General features: G+C 64.0%; 11 protein-coding genes and 1 pseudogene. 7 read left to right on the top strand and 5 right to left on the bottom strand.

Annotated elements, in window-relative coordinates:
* The first annotated feature begins 749 nt into the window (after positions 1–749).
* Complete coding sequence (locus J2Z17_RS00115; protein ID WP_209941105.1) at positions 750–2,522, top strand: hypothetical protein; 1,773 nt, start codon at positions 750–752, stop codon at positions 2,520–2,522.
* A 338-nt stretch (positions 2,523–2,860) separates the two neighbouring features.
* On the opposite strand, the gene uraD is transcribed toward J2Z17_RS00115, so the two are convergent.
* Complete coding sequence (uraD, locus tag J2Z17_RS00120; protein ID WP_209941107.1) at positions 2,861–3,358, bottom strand: 2-oxo-4-hydroxy-4-carboxy-5-ureidoimidazoline decarboxylase; 498 nt, start codon at positions 3,356–3,358, stop codon at positions 2,861–2,863.
* 212 nt (positions 3,359–3,570) lie between these two features.
* Here uraD and J2Z17_RS00125 point away from each other — a divergent pair, with 212 nt between their 5' ends.
* Positions 3,571–4,161 carry a hypothetical protein gene (locus J2Z17_RS00125; RefSeq protein WP_209941109.1) on the top strand — a complete coding sequence of 197 codons (591 nt, stop codon included), beginning with the start codon at positions 3,571–3,573 and terminating at the stop codon, positions 4,159–4,161.
* A gap of 114 nt (positions 4,162–4,275) precedes the next feature.
* Here J2Z17_RS00125 and puuE read toward each other — a convergent pair whose 3' ends face one another.
* The 3 genes from puuE to J2Z17_RS00140 all read right to left on the bottom strand — a co-directional run bounded on the left by puuE (position 4,276) and on the right by J2Z17_RS00140 (position 7,323).
* Entirely contained in the window at positions 4,276–5,196 is a 921-nt protein-coding gene (gene puuE, locus J2Z17_RS00130) for an allantoinase PuuE (RefSeq protein WP_209941110.1), read from the bottom strand.
* A gap of 91 nt (positions 5,197–5,287) precedes the next feature.
* The gene (locus tag J2Z17_RS00135) at positions 5,288–5,995 is read right to left on the bottom strand and encodes a DUF1045 domain-containing protein (protein WP_209941111.1); all 708 of its coding nucleotides are present in this window, start codon (positions 5,993–5,995) and stop codon (positions 5,288–5,290) included.
* A gap of 107 nt (positions 5,996–6,102) precedes the next feature.
* The gene (locus J2Z17_RS00140; RefSeq protein ID WP_209941112.1) at positions 6,103–7,323 is read right to left on the bottom strand and encodes an NAD(P)/FAD-dependent oxidoreductase; all 1,221 of its coding nucleotides are present in this window, start codon (positions 7,321–7,323) and stop codon (positions 6,103–6,105) included.
* On the opposite strand from J2Z17_RS00140, the gene mnmC2 reads away from it, so the two are divergent.
* On the top strand, positions 7,322–8,047 hold the full coding sequence (gene mnmC2, locus J2Z17_RS00145) for a tRNA (5-methylaminomethyl-2-thiouridine)(34)-methyltransferase MnmC2 (RefSeq protein WP_209941113.1): 726 nt from the start codon (positions 7,322–7,324) through the stop codon (positions 8,045–8,047). The genes J2Z17_RS00140 and mnmC2 overlap by 2 nt on opposite strands.
* Before the next feature lie 24 nt (positions 8,048–8,071).
* Here the strand turns inward: mnmC2 and J2Z17_RS00150 are convergent, their stop codons facing one another.
* A complete protein-coding gene (locus tag J2Z17_RS00150) occupies positions 8,072–12,076 on the bottom strand; it encodes a PAS-domain containing protein (RefSeq protein ID WP_209941114.1) in 4,005 nt (1,334 codons plus the stop codon).
* A 205-nt stretch (positions 12,077–12,281) separates the two neighbouring features.
* Here J2Z17_RS00150 and J2Z17_RS00155 point away from each other — a divergent pair, with 205 nt between their 5' ends.
* From J2Z17_RS00155 to J2Z17_RS00170, 4 genes and pseudogenes are all read left to right on the top strand, one after another.
* On the top strand, positions 12,282–13,868 hold the full coding sequence (locus J2Z17_RS00155) for a trimethylamine methyltransferase family protein (protein WP_209941115.1): 1,587 nt from the start codon (positions 12,282–12,284) through the stop codon (positions 13,866–13,868).
* 206 nt (positions 13,869–14,074) lie between these two features.
* Positions 14,075–14,311: a hypothetical protein gene (locus J2Z17_RS00160; protein WP_209941117.1), complete on the top strand. Its 237-nt coding sequence runs from the start codon at positions 14,075–14,077 to the stop codon at positions 14,309–14,311.
* 251 nt (positions 14,312–14,562) lie between these two features.
* Positions 14,563–14,823, top strand: coding sequence for a hypothetical protein (locus tag J2Z17_RS00165; protein ID WP_209941119.1), 261 nt, complete (start codon positions 14,563–14,565; stop codon positions 14,821–14,823).
* A gap of 381 nt (positions 14,824–15,204) precedes the next feature.
* A pseudogene (locus J2Z17_RS00170) lies at positions 15,205–16,575 on the top strand (DEAD/DEAH box helicase); the annotation flags it as partial.
* Between the last annotated feature and the right edge of the window lie 32 nt (positions 16,576–16,607).

Here is a 16,607-nt window from a genome sequence, read left to right on the forward strand (position 1 = left end):
TATGATGGCCCCCCTCCGCATGACATATCGACGGAAAGCAGAACAAGGCGTAAATACCAAGACTATACGTTCGTCCAGGTTATTTACTACCAATTTAATGCGATACCGTACTTAGCGCGATAAAACTGACATTGCCTGCGGATGTAAACACAAGTCGACATGGGGTCTATACTTTCTCGGAAGCCCGGCCCGCCAGATCCCTGCGACACCACCCTGAATTTCACTCGCCACCCGAAATAACAATCCTGACGGGTCTTCTGCATCTGAATTTAGACTTCAAGGAGCACTTGAAATCGGTGAATCCACAAGGAAAAGCTTGAATTCGAAACAGTCGTAACAAGAACAGACCCAATTTTGGTCACGCGCTTTAAGCCAAAATTAACACACCGCTTCTATTTTTTAGTTGCATTAGCAATCTACCTAACCGCGCCATATGCCGGCTGGGGCCATCTGCCTGCCTCCGGACGCCAATTAAAAGGCCAAACGGGGCTCTGGACATCGCATCAACGATCCATTTCGGGTCGGAACGCTGGGGATACGGGGCCATTGCACCCCGCTGCATGACGCATATCCCAGGCGCGGGCTCCCGCGAGCCATGTCTCATGCCATCACTCTGCCCGACAAGGGGGGACAAATACGCTTCAGGCATTGCCGCCGGATCGTCCATAGACGGATCCGGTGATGCAGGCTGTCGGCGATCCCGTGTGCGCAGAGGACGGCGAAGATTTATCAACGTCACGGGATTCAACATGACCTCGATCATCGCAAACTTCAGCACTGCCCAGATTTCGAAGCTCTCGACCACCACGATCGCGTCTCTGACCACGGAAGACATGCAGGCCCTGACGGTCAATCAGGTCAAGGCCCTCAGCTCGACACAGATTTCGGCCCTGGACACGGATGACGTGGCTGTCCTCAGCGACGATCAGCTGAAGTCCATTTCCGTGAAGTCGATCTCCGGCCTGACGCTGGATCAACTCGGCGTTCTCGATGCCACCAAGATTGTCGATTTCTCCTCCGCCCAGGTGGCCGGCTTCTCCACCGCCCAGCTCGACGGACTGGATTCCGACCAGGTCACAGCGCTGACCAGCGACCAGGTCAAGGGCCTGACGGCAACGCAGGTCTCCGCCTTCACCTCGGAAGACATCAATCTCTTCACCACCGACGAAATTGCCGCCATCAGCACGAAGGCGATTTCGGGCCTTTCGACCGACGTGATCGCCAACCTGTCCACGGACAGCGTTGCCGCACTCGGCGCCAAGCAGATCGGCTCCCTGTCGACAACCCAGATCGCCTCGCTGACATCGGCTCAGACCGGCGCCCTGAGCTCCGATCAGGTCAAGGGCCTGACCGCCAAACAGGTCGCTGCCATCACCACGGACGCCATCGCAGCGCTTGGCGTCGAGGATCTCAGCAGTGCAGCGGTCGTCGGCCTCACCACGACACAGCTCGATACGCTGACCTCGGACCAGGTGACCGCCCTGACATCGACCCAGATCAAGGCTCTGTCTGCGACCCAGCTCGGCGCCTTCAGCTCGGATGACATCAACAGCTTCGAAACCGATGAAATCGCCGCGATCAGCAGCAAGTCCATCGCCGGCCTGACGACCGATGCCATCGCCAATCTCTCGGCAACCAATATCGCAGCCCTGACCTCCGCCCAGGTCGGCGCTCTGTCCTCGACGCAGATCGCGTCGCTGACCTCCACGCAGGTCGCAGGCCTCTCCTCCGACCAGGTCATGGGCCTGTCCTCCAAGCAGGTCTCGGCCTTCACCACCGATGCAATCGCGGTCCTCAGTGTCGAGAACCTCAGCAGCGCAGCGGTCACCGGTCTGACCACCACCCAGATCGATACGCTCGGCTCGGACCAGGTCACGGCCCTGACATCGACGCAGATCAAGGCACTCTCGGTTGCCCAGCTCGGCGCCTTCACCTCGGAAGACGTCAACAGCTTCGAAACCGACGAAATTGCAGCGATCAGCACCAAGGCGATCTCCGGGCTGTCGACCGACGTCATCGCCAATCTGTCGTCGGCGAGCGTCGGCGCCCTGAGCTCCGCCCAGATCACTTCGCTGACCTCGACCCAGGTCGGCGCTCTGACTTCGACCCAGGTCGGCGCCCTGACCTCCGATCAGGTCAAGGGTCTGACGGCCAAGCAACTGCCGGGCCTCACCACGGATGCGCTGTCCGCGCTGACCGTCGAGAACCTTACCAGTGCCGCTGCAGCCGGCCTGACGACGGGGCAGATCGATGCCCTGAGCGACGACCAGGTAACGGCATTGACCGCCACCCAGATCAAGGGCCTTTCGGCAACCCAGATCGAGGCCTTCTCGGTCGACGATATCAAGAAGTTCAGCACCGACGACATCGCGGCCATCAGCGTCAAGTCCATCGCCGGCCTGACGACCGACGACCTTGCCGGTCTGGACCATACCCAGATCGAAGCCTTCAGCTCCAGCCAGCTGCAGGCCATGAAGGACCCGCAGGTCGAAGCCGTCATCGCCGCCTATCAGGTGGTCTGATATCCGCAGCCGGCATGGCGAGAGCCATGCCGGCCTGACATTCCGGAGAAGATCCAGGCTCTTCGCCGCGCCGCCATCGGAGGAACGCTCAAACCCCGTTCCCGAGATCGCCGCGCGGCGAAGTGCGTTTCGCTACACGTCTCGGACCAAACGCGCATGATCGGCAAGGTCGGTGCGCACCTCGCCCCAGAGCGTCTCCAGGAAAAGGGCAGTCGCGGTTTCCGTCCGGACATGCGTAAAAACAGGAAAATGGAGCACGTCCAGTGAACGCGTGTTTACCGGACGTGCGCTCGTCCGACGGAGACGTCGGAACGCGCAACCGCAGCTTTTCAGCCCCGTCAGGCCATGTCCGGCAACAGGTCTCCCAGGCGCAGGGAGGCGATCTTCTCGACTTCGGCGCAGGCGGTGTCGAATTCGGCCTCCGCCGCATTGTCGATGCGATGTTCGAAGGCGGCAAGAATATCGGTCTTGGTCAGCCCCTTCACCGCGATGATGAAGGGAAAGCCGAATTTTTCCACATAGGCGGCATTGAGCGCGGTGAAGCGGGAGAATTCCGCATCGCTCAGCCGATCGAGGCCCGCACCGGCCTGCTCGCGGCGGCTGTCTTCGGTCAGCCCGCCGGCCACCGCCAGCCTGCCGGCAAGATCCGGGTGCGCATTCAGCACACCGAGCCGTTCGTCATGGCTGGCGGCGCGAAACATACGGGTCAGGGCGGCATGAACGCCGCCGGCAGTCAGCGGTGCCTCGACCAGACCGGCATCGAAGGCACGGTCGGCCAGAAACGGAGAATGTTCGAAGACGCCGCCGTAAAGGGCGACGAAGTCAGCTTTGTCCATGGGTTCACAACCGGGCTGAAATTGATCCTGACTGAGGACGATGACTAGCCGACCGCTCCCGGCTTGTCGAGGCGGCCCGGCCCGCCGCCGGGTCGGCTCTGGCGTTGCGGTCGCGTGCCCGGCGAAAAATCGGCCATGAGTGAACCTTGGCGGCCGCAGCGCGCACTTATGTCCGGCAACAACCAATCGCGACACATCAAAGGAAAAACGTCATGCCCAAAATCGGCGGCAAATCATATCCGGACAAGATCAGTGACATCCTCAAGGACAAGGACTTGCTGGAGGCATTCGAAAAATGGGCGCATGCGCGCCAACCACTCGCTGAGAACATGATGATGTTCATCCAGACCAATATGAACATCGACCGCGTGTACGAGCATTTCCTCAAGGTCGGCGCGGCGCACACCGTGCATACCGGGCTTTCCAATGCCCAGATGGACGCCTTCCACAAAATCGCCGAAGACGAAGACTGGAAGCACAAGGCCTGGAAGGCGCTTGTCGCAAAGCTGAAGGCGAAGTTCACAAAGGACCTCGACCAGCGCTTCGTGCCGAAGTTCTGGACCAGCGCGGAGTTCAAGACACATCACGCAACGCAGGTGGAAACCGACATCGGCTCGACGAGCAAGGTCGCCAAGCTGCTGGGGGTCAAGGACGACGACAACCTGAAGAACCTGATGGTCGCCGCCAATATGGGCAGTGACCGGGACATGAAGAAATATTCCGAAGCCGTGCTGAAACAGGCCAAGAGCGACGAGGCGGCCAAGACTTTCGTCGGCCGAATGAAGAAGGCAATGGGTCTCTAACAGCAGGTCCCGACGAGCGGACTTTACGGCCCGCTCCACGGTCTCCCGTCCCTCGGGACGGGAGACCGGCGAACACGGCAGCCGCCGCCAAAAGCGCCTTTGCCGCCCCGCCCCTTACCAGGCCGGCTGGTGATGCGCGTGCCAGTGCCGTGCGATCTCGATGCGACGGGGGATCCACACCTTGTCCTTCGACGTCACGTAATCGAGGAACCGTGCCAAGGCCGCGGCCCGGCCGGGCCGGCCGACGAGACGGCAGTGCAGCCCGACATTCAGCATTTTCGGCGCGCCGTTCCGCCCCTCCTCATAGAGCACATCGAAGGCGTCCTTCAGATAGGCGAAGAACTGGTCGCCGGAATTGAAACCCTGCGGTGTGGCAAACCGCATGTCGTTGGTCTCCAGCGTATAGGGGATGATCAGGAAGGGCTTTCCGTCGGGACCCGGAACCCAATAGGGCAAGTCGTCGGCGTAGCTGTCGGAGGAATAGAGGAAACCGCCCTCCTCCATGACCAGCTGCAGCGTGTTGTCCGACGGCTTGCCCTGATACATGCCGAGCGGATGGGATCCGGTCAATTCCTTGTGCAGCCGCACGGCCTCGAGGATGTGACGGCGCTCCTCCTCCTTCGAGAAATCCTTGTATTCGAGCCAGCGATAGCCATGGCTGGCAATCTCCCAGCCGGCCTCCTTCATCGCCGCGACGGCGTCGGGATTGCGGGCCATGGCCAGCGTCACGCCGTAGACGGTGGCGGTGACGTCGCGTTCGGTAAAGATCCGGTGCAGCCGCCAGAAGCCGGCACGCGCGCCGTATTCGTAGATGCTCTCCATATTGAGATTGCGCTGGCCGGGCCAGGCTGCGGCGCCGACGATTTCCGACAGCAGGTTTTCGGAGGCCGGGTCGCCGTCGAGAATGGAGCTCTCGCCGCCCTCCTCGTAATTGATCACGAACTGGACGGCGATATGCGCGCCACCGGGCCATTGCGGATCGGGTGTTTTCCGGCCATAGCCGACGAGATCACGCGGATAGATATCGGTCTTCATCAAATCACCCTGTGCTGAATGGGCCAGACGGTAAGCAAGGCTCAGGGCGTTGTCGAGATGGAATTCGGCAAGGTTTCGGCGGGACAATCGGTCAGGCGATCTGCCGCGCAGCGATCCGCCCCATCGGATGCAGCGAATGCACGACGAAGGGCGCTCCGGCCTCACGTTCGATAAACAGCGCCAGATTGCGCACGGCAACCGCCCCCCCGAGAACGGGAGCGAAATGATGGGTCATCACCCGCTCGAACCGCGCCGTGTCGGCGCCCCTCAGACTGTCGGTCAGCGGCATGTGGAAGCGGAAGTCGTCCATCACGTCGGGATCGCCCCAGCGGTGCAGATTGGCAAGCTGGGCTGCGGTCAGGCTGTACGGATCGCGCCGCTCGATCTCCGCCTCGGTAAGCGGCGAGCGGAAGGGCTCGACCGCCTGCACCACGGCCTGCGCCAGGAGGTCGATCGGCGCGCAGGCGCGCTGCGGAAAAAGACCGAGACAGCCGCCGGTGCGACCGATCTGCAGCGGCGGCAGCTCGAACGGTTCGAGCCCGCTGGCGAAATGCATCAGTGCCCGCAGAAGGCCCTGTTCATTGGCCTCCGGGTCGAGCCGGAAGGGCGAACGCAGCACCGCATGGAAGCCGAGACGCCGCGGGATCGCCGTGTGATAGGCGATCTCGTCGAGGCCGAGGCCACGCAGCATCGGATGGCTGACGGCATCGCCCGAATAGACGCTGCGCCCCAGCCAACTGGCAGCCGCAAGGGTCAGGGGATCGCCGGCAGGCGGCGTGAAGAAAATCGCATATCGCACGTCATGACCCCGTCGCTGGTCCGATTGTCCGATTTAGCAATCGATGACATAGCCCGGGAATTAGGTGATTTGCGTGACAGTTTAACGACGCGTGCCCCTGATGGATTTCACGCTTTGCGCGAAATCGCCTCCAGGTGTCGCGCAAAGCGGAAGCTGTCGGGCAGGTCCATGGGCTCGCCGAGAATGTCGGCCAGGGCCGCATCGGCCAGCCGGTGGGCGATGCCGAAGGAGACCTTGAAGCCGCCGGCAAGCGCCACCAGACGCGGGTGATCGGGATGGCGACCGACCATCGGATCGCGTCCGGCAGGCTTGGGACGCAGGCCCGCCCAGCGCTCGACCACCGCGGCCCGGCCAAGCGCCGGTACCAGCGCGCGGGCGTCGGCGATCAAGGCATCGAGCCGGTCATCGGTCGACAACGGCGCATCGAAGACGGCCTCGCTCGTCGAACCGATCGCGACATGACCGCCCTCGTGCGGCACGACATAAAGACCGTTGGAAAAGATCAGCGGCAGGGTAGGATCGATCTCGGCCTGCAGCAGTGCCGCCTGTCCCTTGACGCCCTTGCCCAGCGATTGCTGCGCGCCGCTGAACGGATCGAGCAGCGGAAAGGCGCCACAGCCGGCAGCGACGATCGCGTGGCCGAAGGCGATCCGTTCGCCATTGTCCACCACCGCGTGCCCGGCCTGCGGGTCCAGGCTTTCAAGCCGGCAATGCGTGCGGATGGTGACGGATTCGAGGCTATGCAGTCTGGCGGCGAGCGCGGCGATCAGGCGGCGGGGTGCCACGCGCCCGGCCAGGGTGTCGAGGACGAATCCATGGCTGCCGGCCTCGGCCACCGGATAGCCTGAGACAGGCGCTTGCGCCACGACGTTCCAGGCAAAGTGACGGTCACCGGACTGCCAATGGGTGCTCGCCTGCGACTGATGGCGAAGCGCCGCGGCATGGGCATGGTCCTTGTAGAGCGGGATCAGCCGGCCGCAGCGGCGGTAGCCGGCAGACAGGCCGGTTTCGGCCTCCAGCGCCGCGATCTCGGTTTCGAGCGACACCAGCGCGTCGAATTGGAACTGCTTTTTCGGGTTCCAGTTGTCCGGCATATGCGCCATCAGCGCGCCAAGCAGGCCGCCGCTGGTGCCCAAACCGATCTGGCCGGCGTCGATCAGGGTGACGGTGAGCCCGCGGCGCGCCGCCTTCAGCGCCGCCCAGAGCCCCATGATGCCGGCACCGACGACCAGCAGATCGCGGCCAGACCCGGTCACGGCCGGCAAAGACGCAGCAGCCTGGCCCGGTGATTGACCAATGGTCGGCTTGGCTCTATCGGCTTTTGTCATGACCACGCACCATTCACACGCCGCCGACCAGGAGACCGAAAAGTCCCTCGTCTGGCACGAGGGCGATATGCCCTATTCGACGGCCTTTGGCGACCATTTTTACTCGCAGGCCGACGGGCGGCTGGAATGCGCCTATGTGTTTCTGGCCGGCAACGGCCTGCCGGAACGCTGGCAGGCGGGCGATGATGTGCGCATCGGCGAACTGGGCTTCGGCACCGGCCTGAACCTCTGCGAGACCTGGCGGCAATGGGCCGCCACGCGACCGGCGTCCGGTCATCTGCATTTCGTCTCCTTCGAACTCTATCCGATGCAGCGCGAGGAGATCGACCGGGCTCTCGGCCGCTGGCCGGAGATTGCGGCGCAGAGGCTGGCCCTGACTGCCCTCTGGCCGGACAGTCCCGGCGGCACGATCGAGCTGGATCTAGACGGCCGCACGCGCCTGACCGTGGTCTGCGGCGAGGCGCTGGAGAGCGTCCTGAAAAGCACGCTCGAATTCGATGCCTGGTATCTCGACGGCTTCGCCCCGTCCAGGAACGGCGCCATGTGGTCGCCGGAACTGATGCAGGCGCTTCATGCCCACACCGTGCCGGGCGGCCGCTTCGCCACCTATGCCGCTGCCGGCTTCGTCCGGCGCAATCTGCAGGCGGCGGGCTTCGATGTCGAGCGCCGTCCGGGCTTTGCCGGAAAGCGCGAAATGCTGGCCGGCTCCAGACCCCGTTCGTAAGATAAGGCGGTAAAGTCGCCAGCGTCAGCCGCCGGCTTGCCGGGGCTCGCAATTGTTCTGGTCATGCAGCCACATGTCGATCTTGCGCTGGACCATGTCGGGACTGACGGGTTTGGCCAGGTGGTCGTCCATGCCGGCGGCAAGGCAGGCCTGCCGGTCGCTCTCCTCGGCATGGGCCGTGACGGCGACGATGGCGACGCGCGGGCGGCCCTCGGCGGCTTCGATGCCGCGGATCGCCGCGGTGGCGTCCAGCCCGTTCATCACCGGCATATCGATATCCATCAGGATCATGCCGGGATTGAAGCTCTGCCAGGCGGCCACGGCCAGCTCGCCGTTTTCGACGATCTCGAAGGAATAGCCGAGCGCCTCGAGGATCTGGGTGAAGACGATGCGGTTGATCGCATTGTCGTCGGCCACCAGCACGTCGACCAGATGCGACGGCGTATCGGCCGCCACCTCCCCGGCCTCGGGTTCGCATGGCAACGGAATGGCCGGCAGCTCGGCGACCTTGCTCGCCCTGTCGGCGTTCCGCCGCAATCCGCGGATGACGTCGATCAGCCGTGCCCGCAGCGACACGGCGCGGGCAGGTTTCATCAGATGCGCCTGAACATTCAGCCCGTCAAAGGGCAGCTCGTCGCCATCGACGGTCATGGCGGTCAGCATGATGACGCCGATGCCGTCATTCTTCGGATCGCCGCGCATCAGCCGCACGAGATCGATACCGGCGAGATCCGGCATGTCGTCGTCGATGACGACCGCGTCGATCTGCACGCCTTCCTCGGCGGCCATGGCGAGCAGCGCCAGCGCGCTTTCGCCGTCCTCGACGGTCACGGCCTCGAAGCCGAAACCACTCAGCTGCGCGGCAATGGCGCTGCCGCTGGCCGGATTGTCGTCGACGATCATCACCCGGGCGCCGGCGACCATCATCGGCAGCGGCGCCTGCTCGCGCCTGTCCTGCGCGGCCTGGAGGCGCAGCCGCACGGTGAAGCAGGACCCGCGGCCGGGCGCACTGTCGACGCTGATCTTGCCGTCGAACAGGGTGACGAGCCCGGCGGTGATCGCAAGCCCCAGCCCGGGGCCGTCACAATTGGAAGCGGTAATGCCGATCTTGGAGAACTTGTCGAAGATGGCGTCGATATTTTCCGCCGGAATGCCAAACCCGGTGTCTTCCACGATCAGCGTCAGCTCGTCCTCGTCCGGGCCAAGCGGCATGGATTCGAGGACGACCCGCACATGGCCGCGATCAGTGAACTTGATGGCATTGCCGATCAGATTGGTGGCGATCTGGCGGAAACGGCCGGCATCGCCCGACATCAGCCGGCGTCCGCCCACCGGGGTCGAGAGGATGAGCTCGATATTCTTCTCGGCAGCGGAGGCCGAGAGCAGCGACGCCACATCCTCGATCGCCTCGACCGGGTCGAAATTCGTCCGCCGGAGCGTCATCTCGCCGGCGTCAATGCGAGAGAAATCCAGGATGTCGTTGATGATCGTCAGCAGCGCATTGCCGGATTTGACGATGATGTCGACGAAGGTCTTTTGCCGCGTGTCCAGATCCGAGCGCGACAGCAGTTCGGCCATGCCGAGCACGCCGTTCATCGGGGTGCGGAATTCATGGCTCATATTGGCGATGAAATCCGACTTGGTGCGGTCGGCGGCCTTGGCCAGATGCAGCAGGCGCTCGAGTTCCTCCTCGCGCTTCTTCTGCTCGGTGATATCGGTGAGCAGCACCATCCAGACGTTTGCGCCGGATGCCGTCAGCTCCATCTGCACCCAGGTGCCGTTCGCCGTCAGGAAGGTAACCGCAATGCCCCGGCTCTGGCTGAGCCGGGCGCGCCAGTCGGCCAGCACGGCCTGGGGATCGTCGCCGAAATCGCCACGTGCCGAGCACAGCGCATAGGCCTGCTGCCAGCTGCTGCCGGGTTGCAGCACGTCGGCGGGCACGCCCAGAATGCGCCCGGCCATGTCGTTGCTCTGGACGATACGCCCGTCGTCGACAACCAGCAGGCCCTGCGCCATGGCCTGGACGGAATCCTGCAGAATCCGGCCGATGCGCTCCAGCTGGACGCGGGCCTCGCTGATCTCCTGGTCCTTCGCGCGCATGTCGGTGAGGTCCGCATAGGTCAGCAGCACCTTGTCGTCATTCAGCCGGCTGGAACTGCGCAGCAGATATTTGCCGTCGTTGAACAGCATCTCGTCGGTGATCGTGCCTTCAAGCGCGGCCAGCGTGTCGCAGCGCCGCTTCCAGGCGGTCTCGAAGTCGTCCCACGGGCCCCAGCCGCGCGTGGTGTTGTCCTCCCAGAACTGTCGGAAGGGCATGCCCTCCAGCACCTGCTTCGAGGCGAACGACCAGATTTCGGCGCATTTCTCGTTGGCGAATTCGATCACCAGCTGCCGGTTGACGACCATCACCCCGACCGGCAGCGCGCTGAAGGCCATGTAGAGATCGGAATAGAGCGCCTCGAGCTGCTGCTGGGTGGCGACCAGTTCGCGCTGGCGCTCCTTCAGCGCCGAGACATCGGTGATCGAGCCGACCATGTAGCGGCGATCATTGGAAGTGAGTACCCGGCCGAGCCGGGTGATGACCGAGAGCGATTTGCCGGCAACCTGGAAATTTTCGGTCTTTTCCAGGGCGACGCCGCCGGCCAGCACCTCGCTCGTCTCTTCAACGAATTTTTCGCTGCGCTCCGGAAACATCTCCTTCTGGGTCTGTCCGAGCAGGCGCTCGCGGCTGCCGCCAAGCAGGTCCTCATAGGCCTTGTTGACGAAGACCAGTTCATGGTGGGCGTCGCGGATGAACACCGGCACCGGGATCTGCTCGATCGTCGAGCGGAACAGCTCGCTCTCCTCCTCGCGCTGGCGCAGCGCCGAGACATCGGAATAGGCGACGAGATACTGACCGGTATCGAGCTTGCAGGCCGAGGCTGCGAGCACCGTGCCGCTGGCACCCTTCCAGTACCAGGATTGCGGCTCGCTCTGTTCGGAAAGCTGCCGCAGGCGCTCGGTGAACAGCTGCTCGACATCCTCGGTCGTGCGGTCGTTGACGCTGCGACGATGGTTGTAGGCGATGAAATCGCGGAAGGACCAGCCGAGGACCTCCAGGCCGGCGTCGAGACCGGCCATTTCGAACAGCGCGCCATTGGCATATTCGATGCGCAGGCCGCGATCGAGAATGAGAATGCCGACGGGCAGCGACTGCAAAAGGCTTTCAAGCCGGGTCTGGAGCTCGCGCGCCTGCCGCTTTGCCTCGATCAGCCGCGCCTCGCGGCTCTTGAGGGCGGAAATGTCGGTGAGCGTGCCCAGCACGTAATTGCGTCCGTCCGGCCCGACGATGCGGCTGCGGCGCGAGATGACCGGCACCGAACGGCCGCCGGGGGCCGGAAAGATTTCCTCGCTCTCGGTCGTTCGACCGGTGCGCAGCACCTCGGCATTGCGCTGATGCGGCCCCTCGCCGGAGGCGCCGAAGGCCTGCTGCTCGGTGCAGGCCAGCAGCCGTTCGATCGACAGGCCGGAAAGCTCGCGAAAGGCGCGGTTGGCAAAGACCATGCCATGCGCATCGTCGCGCACATAGATCGGCGCCGGCACCTCTTCCAGCACTTCGGCGAACATGGCGTCGCCGACGCGGCCCGCCGCTTTTGCCACGGTGTCGAGGACCGAACGCCCGAGCGGTGCCGAACCGGCGTCTTCCGCGCCCGGCATCACGCGCTCGAACAGATAGAGACCGTCGTCCTCGGTGATGAAGCGCTCGACCGACATGCCGGGCTCGCCATCCGCCTCCCGTCCGGGAAGGGCAAACAGGCACTCCTCGTTGAACACCAGCGCACGGCGCTCGCAATCCTGCCGTCCGGCCTGGCCCGGACGGATCATCTCGCTCGGCAGCCCGGTAAAGCTGGTGATGGCGCGGCCGAACAGGCGCGCATAGGCGGCGTTGACCGCGACATAGCGCAGTTCGCAATCCTTGATGCAGGCCGGCACCTGGAGATCTGCGATCTTGGTGCGGACCAGGTCAAGCAATCTGCCGTCGGCGGTCAAGAATTCACTCCGGGTCGAATCTTAAATCCATACGTACAATCAGATAGATCTAACATTAATTAATCTCTAAGCGTCGACCGCGAACGCGCATTTTCGAGACAGACCTTCGCGACATCCGGATGGCTTGCGCTGTCGCTTTTGAAGGCGTGGATGCGGCCCGAATTCTGTCAATCTGTCCTTCACCCACGAATTGCCGAGGTGAAGGATGACCGATACTAGTGCGACTGACTTGCACGGGACTGTCCTGCAACTGCCGGTGCGCGACCGGCGGCCCCGCGCCGGCGGACGCTCCAATCCGCGACAGCGCTCCACGTCAACCGGAAATTATCTCAATCTCGTCAATTGCTTGACCCCGACAGAACTGGTTGCGCCCGAGGGCATAGAGGCGATCCATCAGGCCTCGCTGACGGTGCTTGAAGAGATCGGCATGGACATATTGCTGCCCGAGGCACGCAGCCGGATGAAGGCGGCCGGCTGCGACGTCGCACCCGATTCCGAGCGGGTTCGCTTCGACCGCGGGCTGATTGCCGAGATGATCGGCCATGCGCCGTCCGGCTTTACCCTGCATGCGCGCAACCCGGATCGGAACGTGGCGATCGGCGGCAACAATCTGGTCTTCGCCCAGATCGCCTCGGCCCCCTTTGTCAGCGACCGGGACGGCGGCAGGCGGCCCGGCAATCGCGAGGATTTCCGCAATCTCGTCAAGCTCGCCCAGAGCTTCGACGTGGTCCACCTGACCGGCGGCTATCCGGTCGAACCGGTCGACCTGCATCCGTCGGTGCGCCATCTCGACTGCCTGTCGGACCTGGCGCTGCTGACCGACAAGGTGTTTCACTGCTATTCGCTCGGCCAGAGGCGCAATCTCGACGGCATCGAGATCGCAAGGATCGCCCGCGGCATTTCGAACGAACAGCTGGACCGGGAGCCCTCGCTGTTTTCGGTGATCAACTCCTCTTCGCCGCTGAGGCTCGACGCACCGATGCTGCAGGGGATCATCGAGATGGCCAGCCGCAACCAGGTGGTGATCATCACCCCGTTCACGCTGGCCGGCGCCATGGCCCCGGTGACGATTGCCGGCTCGCTGGTGCAGCAGAATGCCGAGGCCCTGGCCGGCATCGCCTTTGCCCAGATGGTGCGCAAGGGCGCCCCGGTGATCTATGGCGGCTTTACCTCGAATGTCGACATGAAGAGCGGCGCGCCGGCCTTCGGCACGCCGGAATACATGCAAGCCGTCATCGTCGGCGGGCAGCTCGCCCGCCGCTACGGCCTCCCCTACCGCACCTCCAACACCAATGCCGCCAATACCCTCGATGCGCAGGCCGCCTATGAGAGCGCCTTCTCGCTCTGGGCGCTGACCCAGGGCGGCGGCAATTTCATCATGCATGCGGCCGGCTGGACGGAGGGCGGCCTGACGGCCTCGTTCGAAAAGTTCATCCTCGATGTCGACATGCTGCAGATGGTGGCGCAGTTCCTGAAGCCGCTCGATGTTTCGACCGACGCCCTGGCGCTGGACGCGATCCGCGATGTCGGTCCGGGCGGACATTTCTTCGGCACGCCCCACACCTTGGCCCGCTACGAGAGCGCCTTTTATGCGCCGCTCGTCTCCGACTGGCGCAATCACGAGACCTGGACGGAAGCAGGACGGCCGACGAGCTTCGACCATGCCAACCGGATCTACAAGGAAACCCTGGCCCGCTATGAGCGCCCGCCGATCGATCCGGCAGTCGAGGAGGAACTCGCCGCCTTCGTCGCCAGACGCAAGGAAGAAGGCGGCGTCGAAACCGACTTCTGAGACGGCAGCACATCGCCAGGGCACCCCGCCCGACCCGCGGGCCGGCCCGCCTCTCCAGCGGCCACGGCCTGCGCTGCATCTGGCGTCGTTCGGGAACAAATACTTTGCAAACGAATTAATCTGTGCCGCCGAGCTTTCCTGGCAGCAGCGGGTGCCGCTGGCCCTCGTTTCCGATTATTCGAGACATCCGTCCGAGGAGAATATTCATGTCTATCTGTGGTAAGATCGCCGCTGCCGGCGTCATCGCCTTCGCCCTTGCCGGCACGTCGCTCGGCGTTGCCAATGCAGCCGCGATCGTGGTTCAGACCAGGCCGGCGACCGTCGTGGTGAAGAAGCCGGTTCATCATCACCAGGTCGCGCACAAGAAATGTCGCACCGTCTGGAGCCATGACCGGTCGGGTCACCGCGTGTCGAAGCGCGTCTGCAAGACCGTCTATTACTGATCCGCGACGGATGACCCGCCCCGGTCCAGCCGCACACGCCGCGGACCGGGACGATCAGAACCGCCGTGCGCCGGTCCGCACCTCTGGCCGGCCCGCTTGCGCACCGCAGCCATCGCCATGCCGCTGCGGAAGGCCATTTTCGGATTGTTTCGCGAACAAACGAGACGTCCGAGCATTTTATCGGGGTGAGGACCGAAAACCGTCCCGGCAGGAGAGGACGGAGCCAAGCACCTGAAAAGGAAGGAAATACCATGTCTGGAATTCGCAAATTTACCGCCGCCGGCATTGCCGCCCTGACCATCGCCGCCACGCTGGTCGGCACTGCGGCCACCGCCGAAGCCAATGACGCCGGCAGCTTTGCCGCGGGTGTCGTGGCAGGGGCCGCCGCCGGCGCCGTCGTCGAGCGTCACCATGACCGGCACTGGGACAATCGCCGCCATCGCCATTGCTGGAACGAACGTCATTGGCGCCATCACCAGCGCATCGTCATCCGCAAATGCGCCTACCGCTGAGCGGCATGATCCGACACGCCAAAAGCGCCACCCGGACAACGGGGGGCGCTTTTTTGCTGGTGCGGTGCCGCCGGTGACGCAACCACGAATTACGCGGTGCCCGACGCAATTGACTTGACTTTCGCGGCCAAATCACCCATTTGCAGGTCTGCTTTCACCTTCCGGCCGCCGCGTGAGCGCGCCCTGCAGACGAAAACTTCGTCTCGAAGAAGGAAAAAGCGCAGATAGAGAACGGTCGCACACTGCGACTGAGAGCGCTGGGAAGCATTTTTCCAACAATCCAAGTTCCCAAATCACGCGGGGTTCTTGACGCCACGAGCAGGCAGGTCGCAAGGCGCGATCATGCCCGATGTTTCGTGGCGCCCCCGAAAGGCAATGCATTTGACCGATTTTACCGAACTGGGCCTCTCCACCAAGGTTGTGAAGGCCCTGACACAGCTCGGAATTACCACACCGACCCCGATCCAGGCCAAGGCCATCCCGCTCGTCATGGAAGGCCGTGACCTGATCGGCCTCGCCCAGACCGGCACCGGCAAGACCGCCGCGTTCGGCCTGCCGATCGTCGAAGCCCTGATGAAGAACGAGGACCGTCCGCAGTCGCGTTCGACCCGCGTGCTGATCCTGGCGCCCACCCGCGAACTGGTCAACCAGATCGGCGACAACCTGCGCGGCTTCGGCAAGAAGCTGCCGCTGAAGATCACCCAGGTGGTCGGCGGCGCCTCGATCGGCAAGCAGCAGCAGCAGCTTCTGTCGGGCACCGACATCCTGGTCGCCACCCCCGGCCGCCTGCTCGACCTGATCGAGCGCAATGCCGTGACGCTGAAGCATGTCACGCACCTGGTGCTCGATGAAGCCGACCAGATGCTCGACCTCGGCTTCGTCCATGCGCTGCGCAAGATTTCCAAGATGGTCCCGCCGAAGCGCCAGACCCTGCTGTTTTCGGCCACCATGCCGAAGGCGATCTCGGATCTGGCCGGCTCCTTCCTGACCAATCCGGTCAAGGTCGAGGTCACGCCGCCCGGTCGCACCGCCGACAAGGTCGAGCAGTATGTCCACTTCACCCGTGGCCAGCAGCAGAAGACCGAACTCCTGAAGGAACAGCTGGCAGCCAACCCCGACGGCCGCTCGATCGTCTTCCTGCGCACCAAGCACGGCGCCGAGAAGCTGATGAAGCATCTGGACCTGACGGGCCATTCGGTCGCCTCGATCCACGGCAACAAGAGCCAGAACCAGCGCGAACGGGCCCTCAAGGGGTTCCGCGACGGCGAGATCATGACGCTGATCGCGACCGACGTTGCCGCCCGCGGCATCGACATCCCGGCCGTCAGCCATGTCTACAATTTCGATCTGCCGGAAGTCCCGGACGCCTATGTCCACCGTATCGGCCGCACCGCGCGTGCCGGTCGTGACGGCATCGCGGTCGCGTTCTGCGGTCCCGACGAAGGCATGCTGCTGCGTGACATCGAGCGCCTGATCGGCATCGAGATCACGGTGGCCGGCGGCGAACCCCATGCCAAGCTCGAGCGTCCCGTGCGCGGCAATGGCGCCGGCGGACGGCGCAATGGCGGCGGCGGCAACGGCGCCGGCCGTGGCCGCAGCGGCAATGGTGGCCAGGCGAAGAGCCGTCCGAACGGCGATCGCAAGCCGGCCGGTGGCGAAGGTCGTGGCCCGCGCCGCGAAGGCGAAGGCCGTCCGGCCGCCGCCAAGGCCGGCCAGCCGAAGCGCCGCGGCAATTCCCGCCCGCAGCGCCAGCGCCAGGGCGCATAAGCGCTTTACCCCCAGTT

The sequence above is a fragment of the Heterorhizobium halophytocola genome (assembly GCF_017873095.1).
GTDB lineage: Bacteria > Pseudomonadota > Alphaproteobacteria > Rhizobiales > Rhizobiaceae > Allorhizobium > Allorhizobium halophytocola.

What these genes read in the sequence shown, in the direction of transcription:
- J2Z17_RS00115 (WP_209941105.1), top strand. Translation starts at nt 750, where the DNA reads ATGACCTCGATCATCGCAAACTTCAGCACTGCCCAGATTTCGAAGCTC.
- uraD (WP_209941107.1), bottom strand. Translation starts at nt 3,358, where the DNA reads ATGGACAAAGCTGACTTCGTCGCCCTTTACGGCGGCGTCTTCGAACAT.
- J2Z17_RS00125 (WP_209941109.1), top strand. Translation starts at nt 3,571, where the DNA reads ATGCCCAAAATCGGCGGCAAATCATATCCGGACAAGATCAGTGACATC.
- puuE (WP_209941110.1), bottom strand. Translation starts at nt 5,196, where the DNA reads ATGAAGACCGATATCTATCCGCGTGATCTCGTCGGCTATGGCCGGAAA.
- mnmC2 (WP_209941113.1), top strand. Translation starts at nt 7,322, where the DNA reads ATGACCACGCACCATTCACACGCCGCCGACCAGGAGACCGAAAAGTCC.
- J2Z17_RS00140 (WP_209941112.1), bottom strand. Translation starts at nt 7,323, where the DNA reads ATGACAAAAGCCGATAGAGCCAAGCCGACCATTGGTCAATCACCGGGC.
- J2Z17_RS00155 (WP_209941115.1), top strand. Translation starts at nt 12,282, where the DNA reads ATGACCGATACTAGTGCGACTGACTTGCACGGGACTGTCCTGCAACTG.
- J2Z17_RS00160 (WP_209941117.1), top strand. Translation starts at nt 14,075, where the DNA reads ATGTCTATCTGTGGTAAGATCGCCGCTGCCGGCGTCATCGCCTTCGCC.
- J2Z17_RS00165 (WP_209941119.1), top strand. Translation starts at nt 14,563, where the DNA reads ATGTCTGGAATTCGCAAATTTACCGCCGCCGGCATTGCCGCCCTGACC.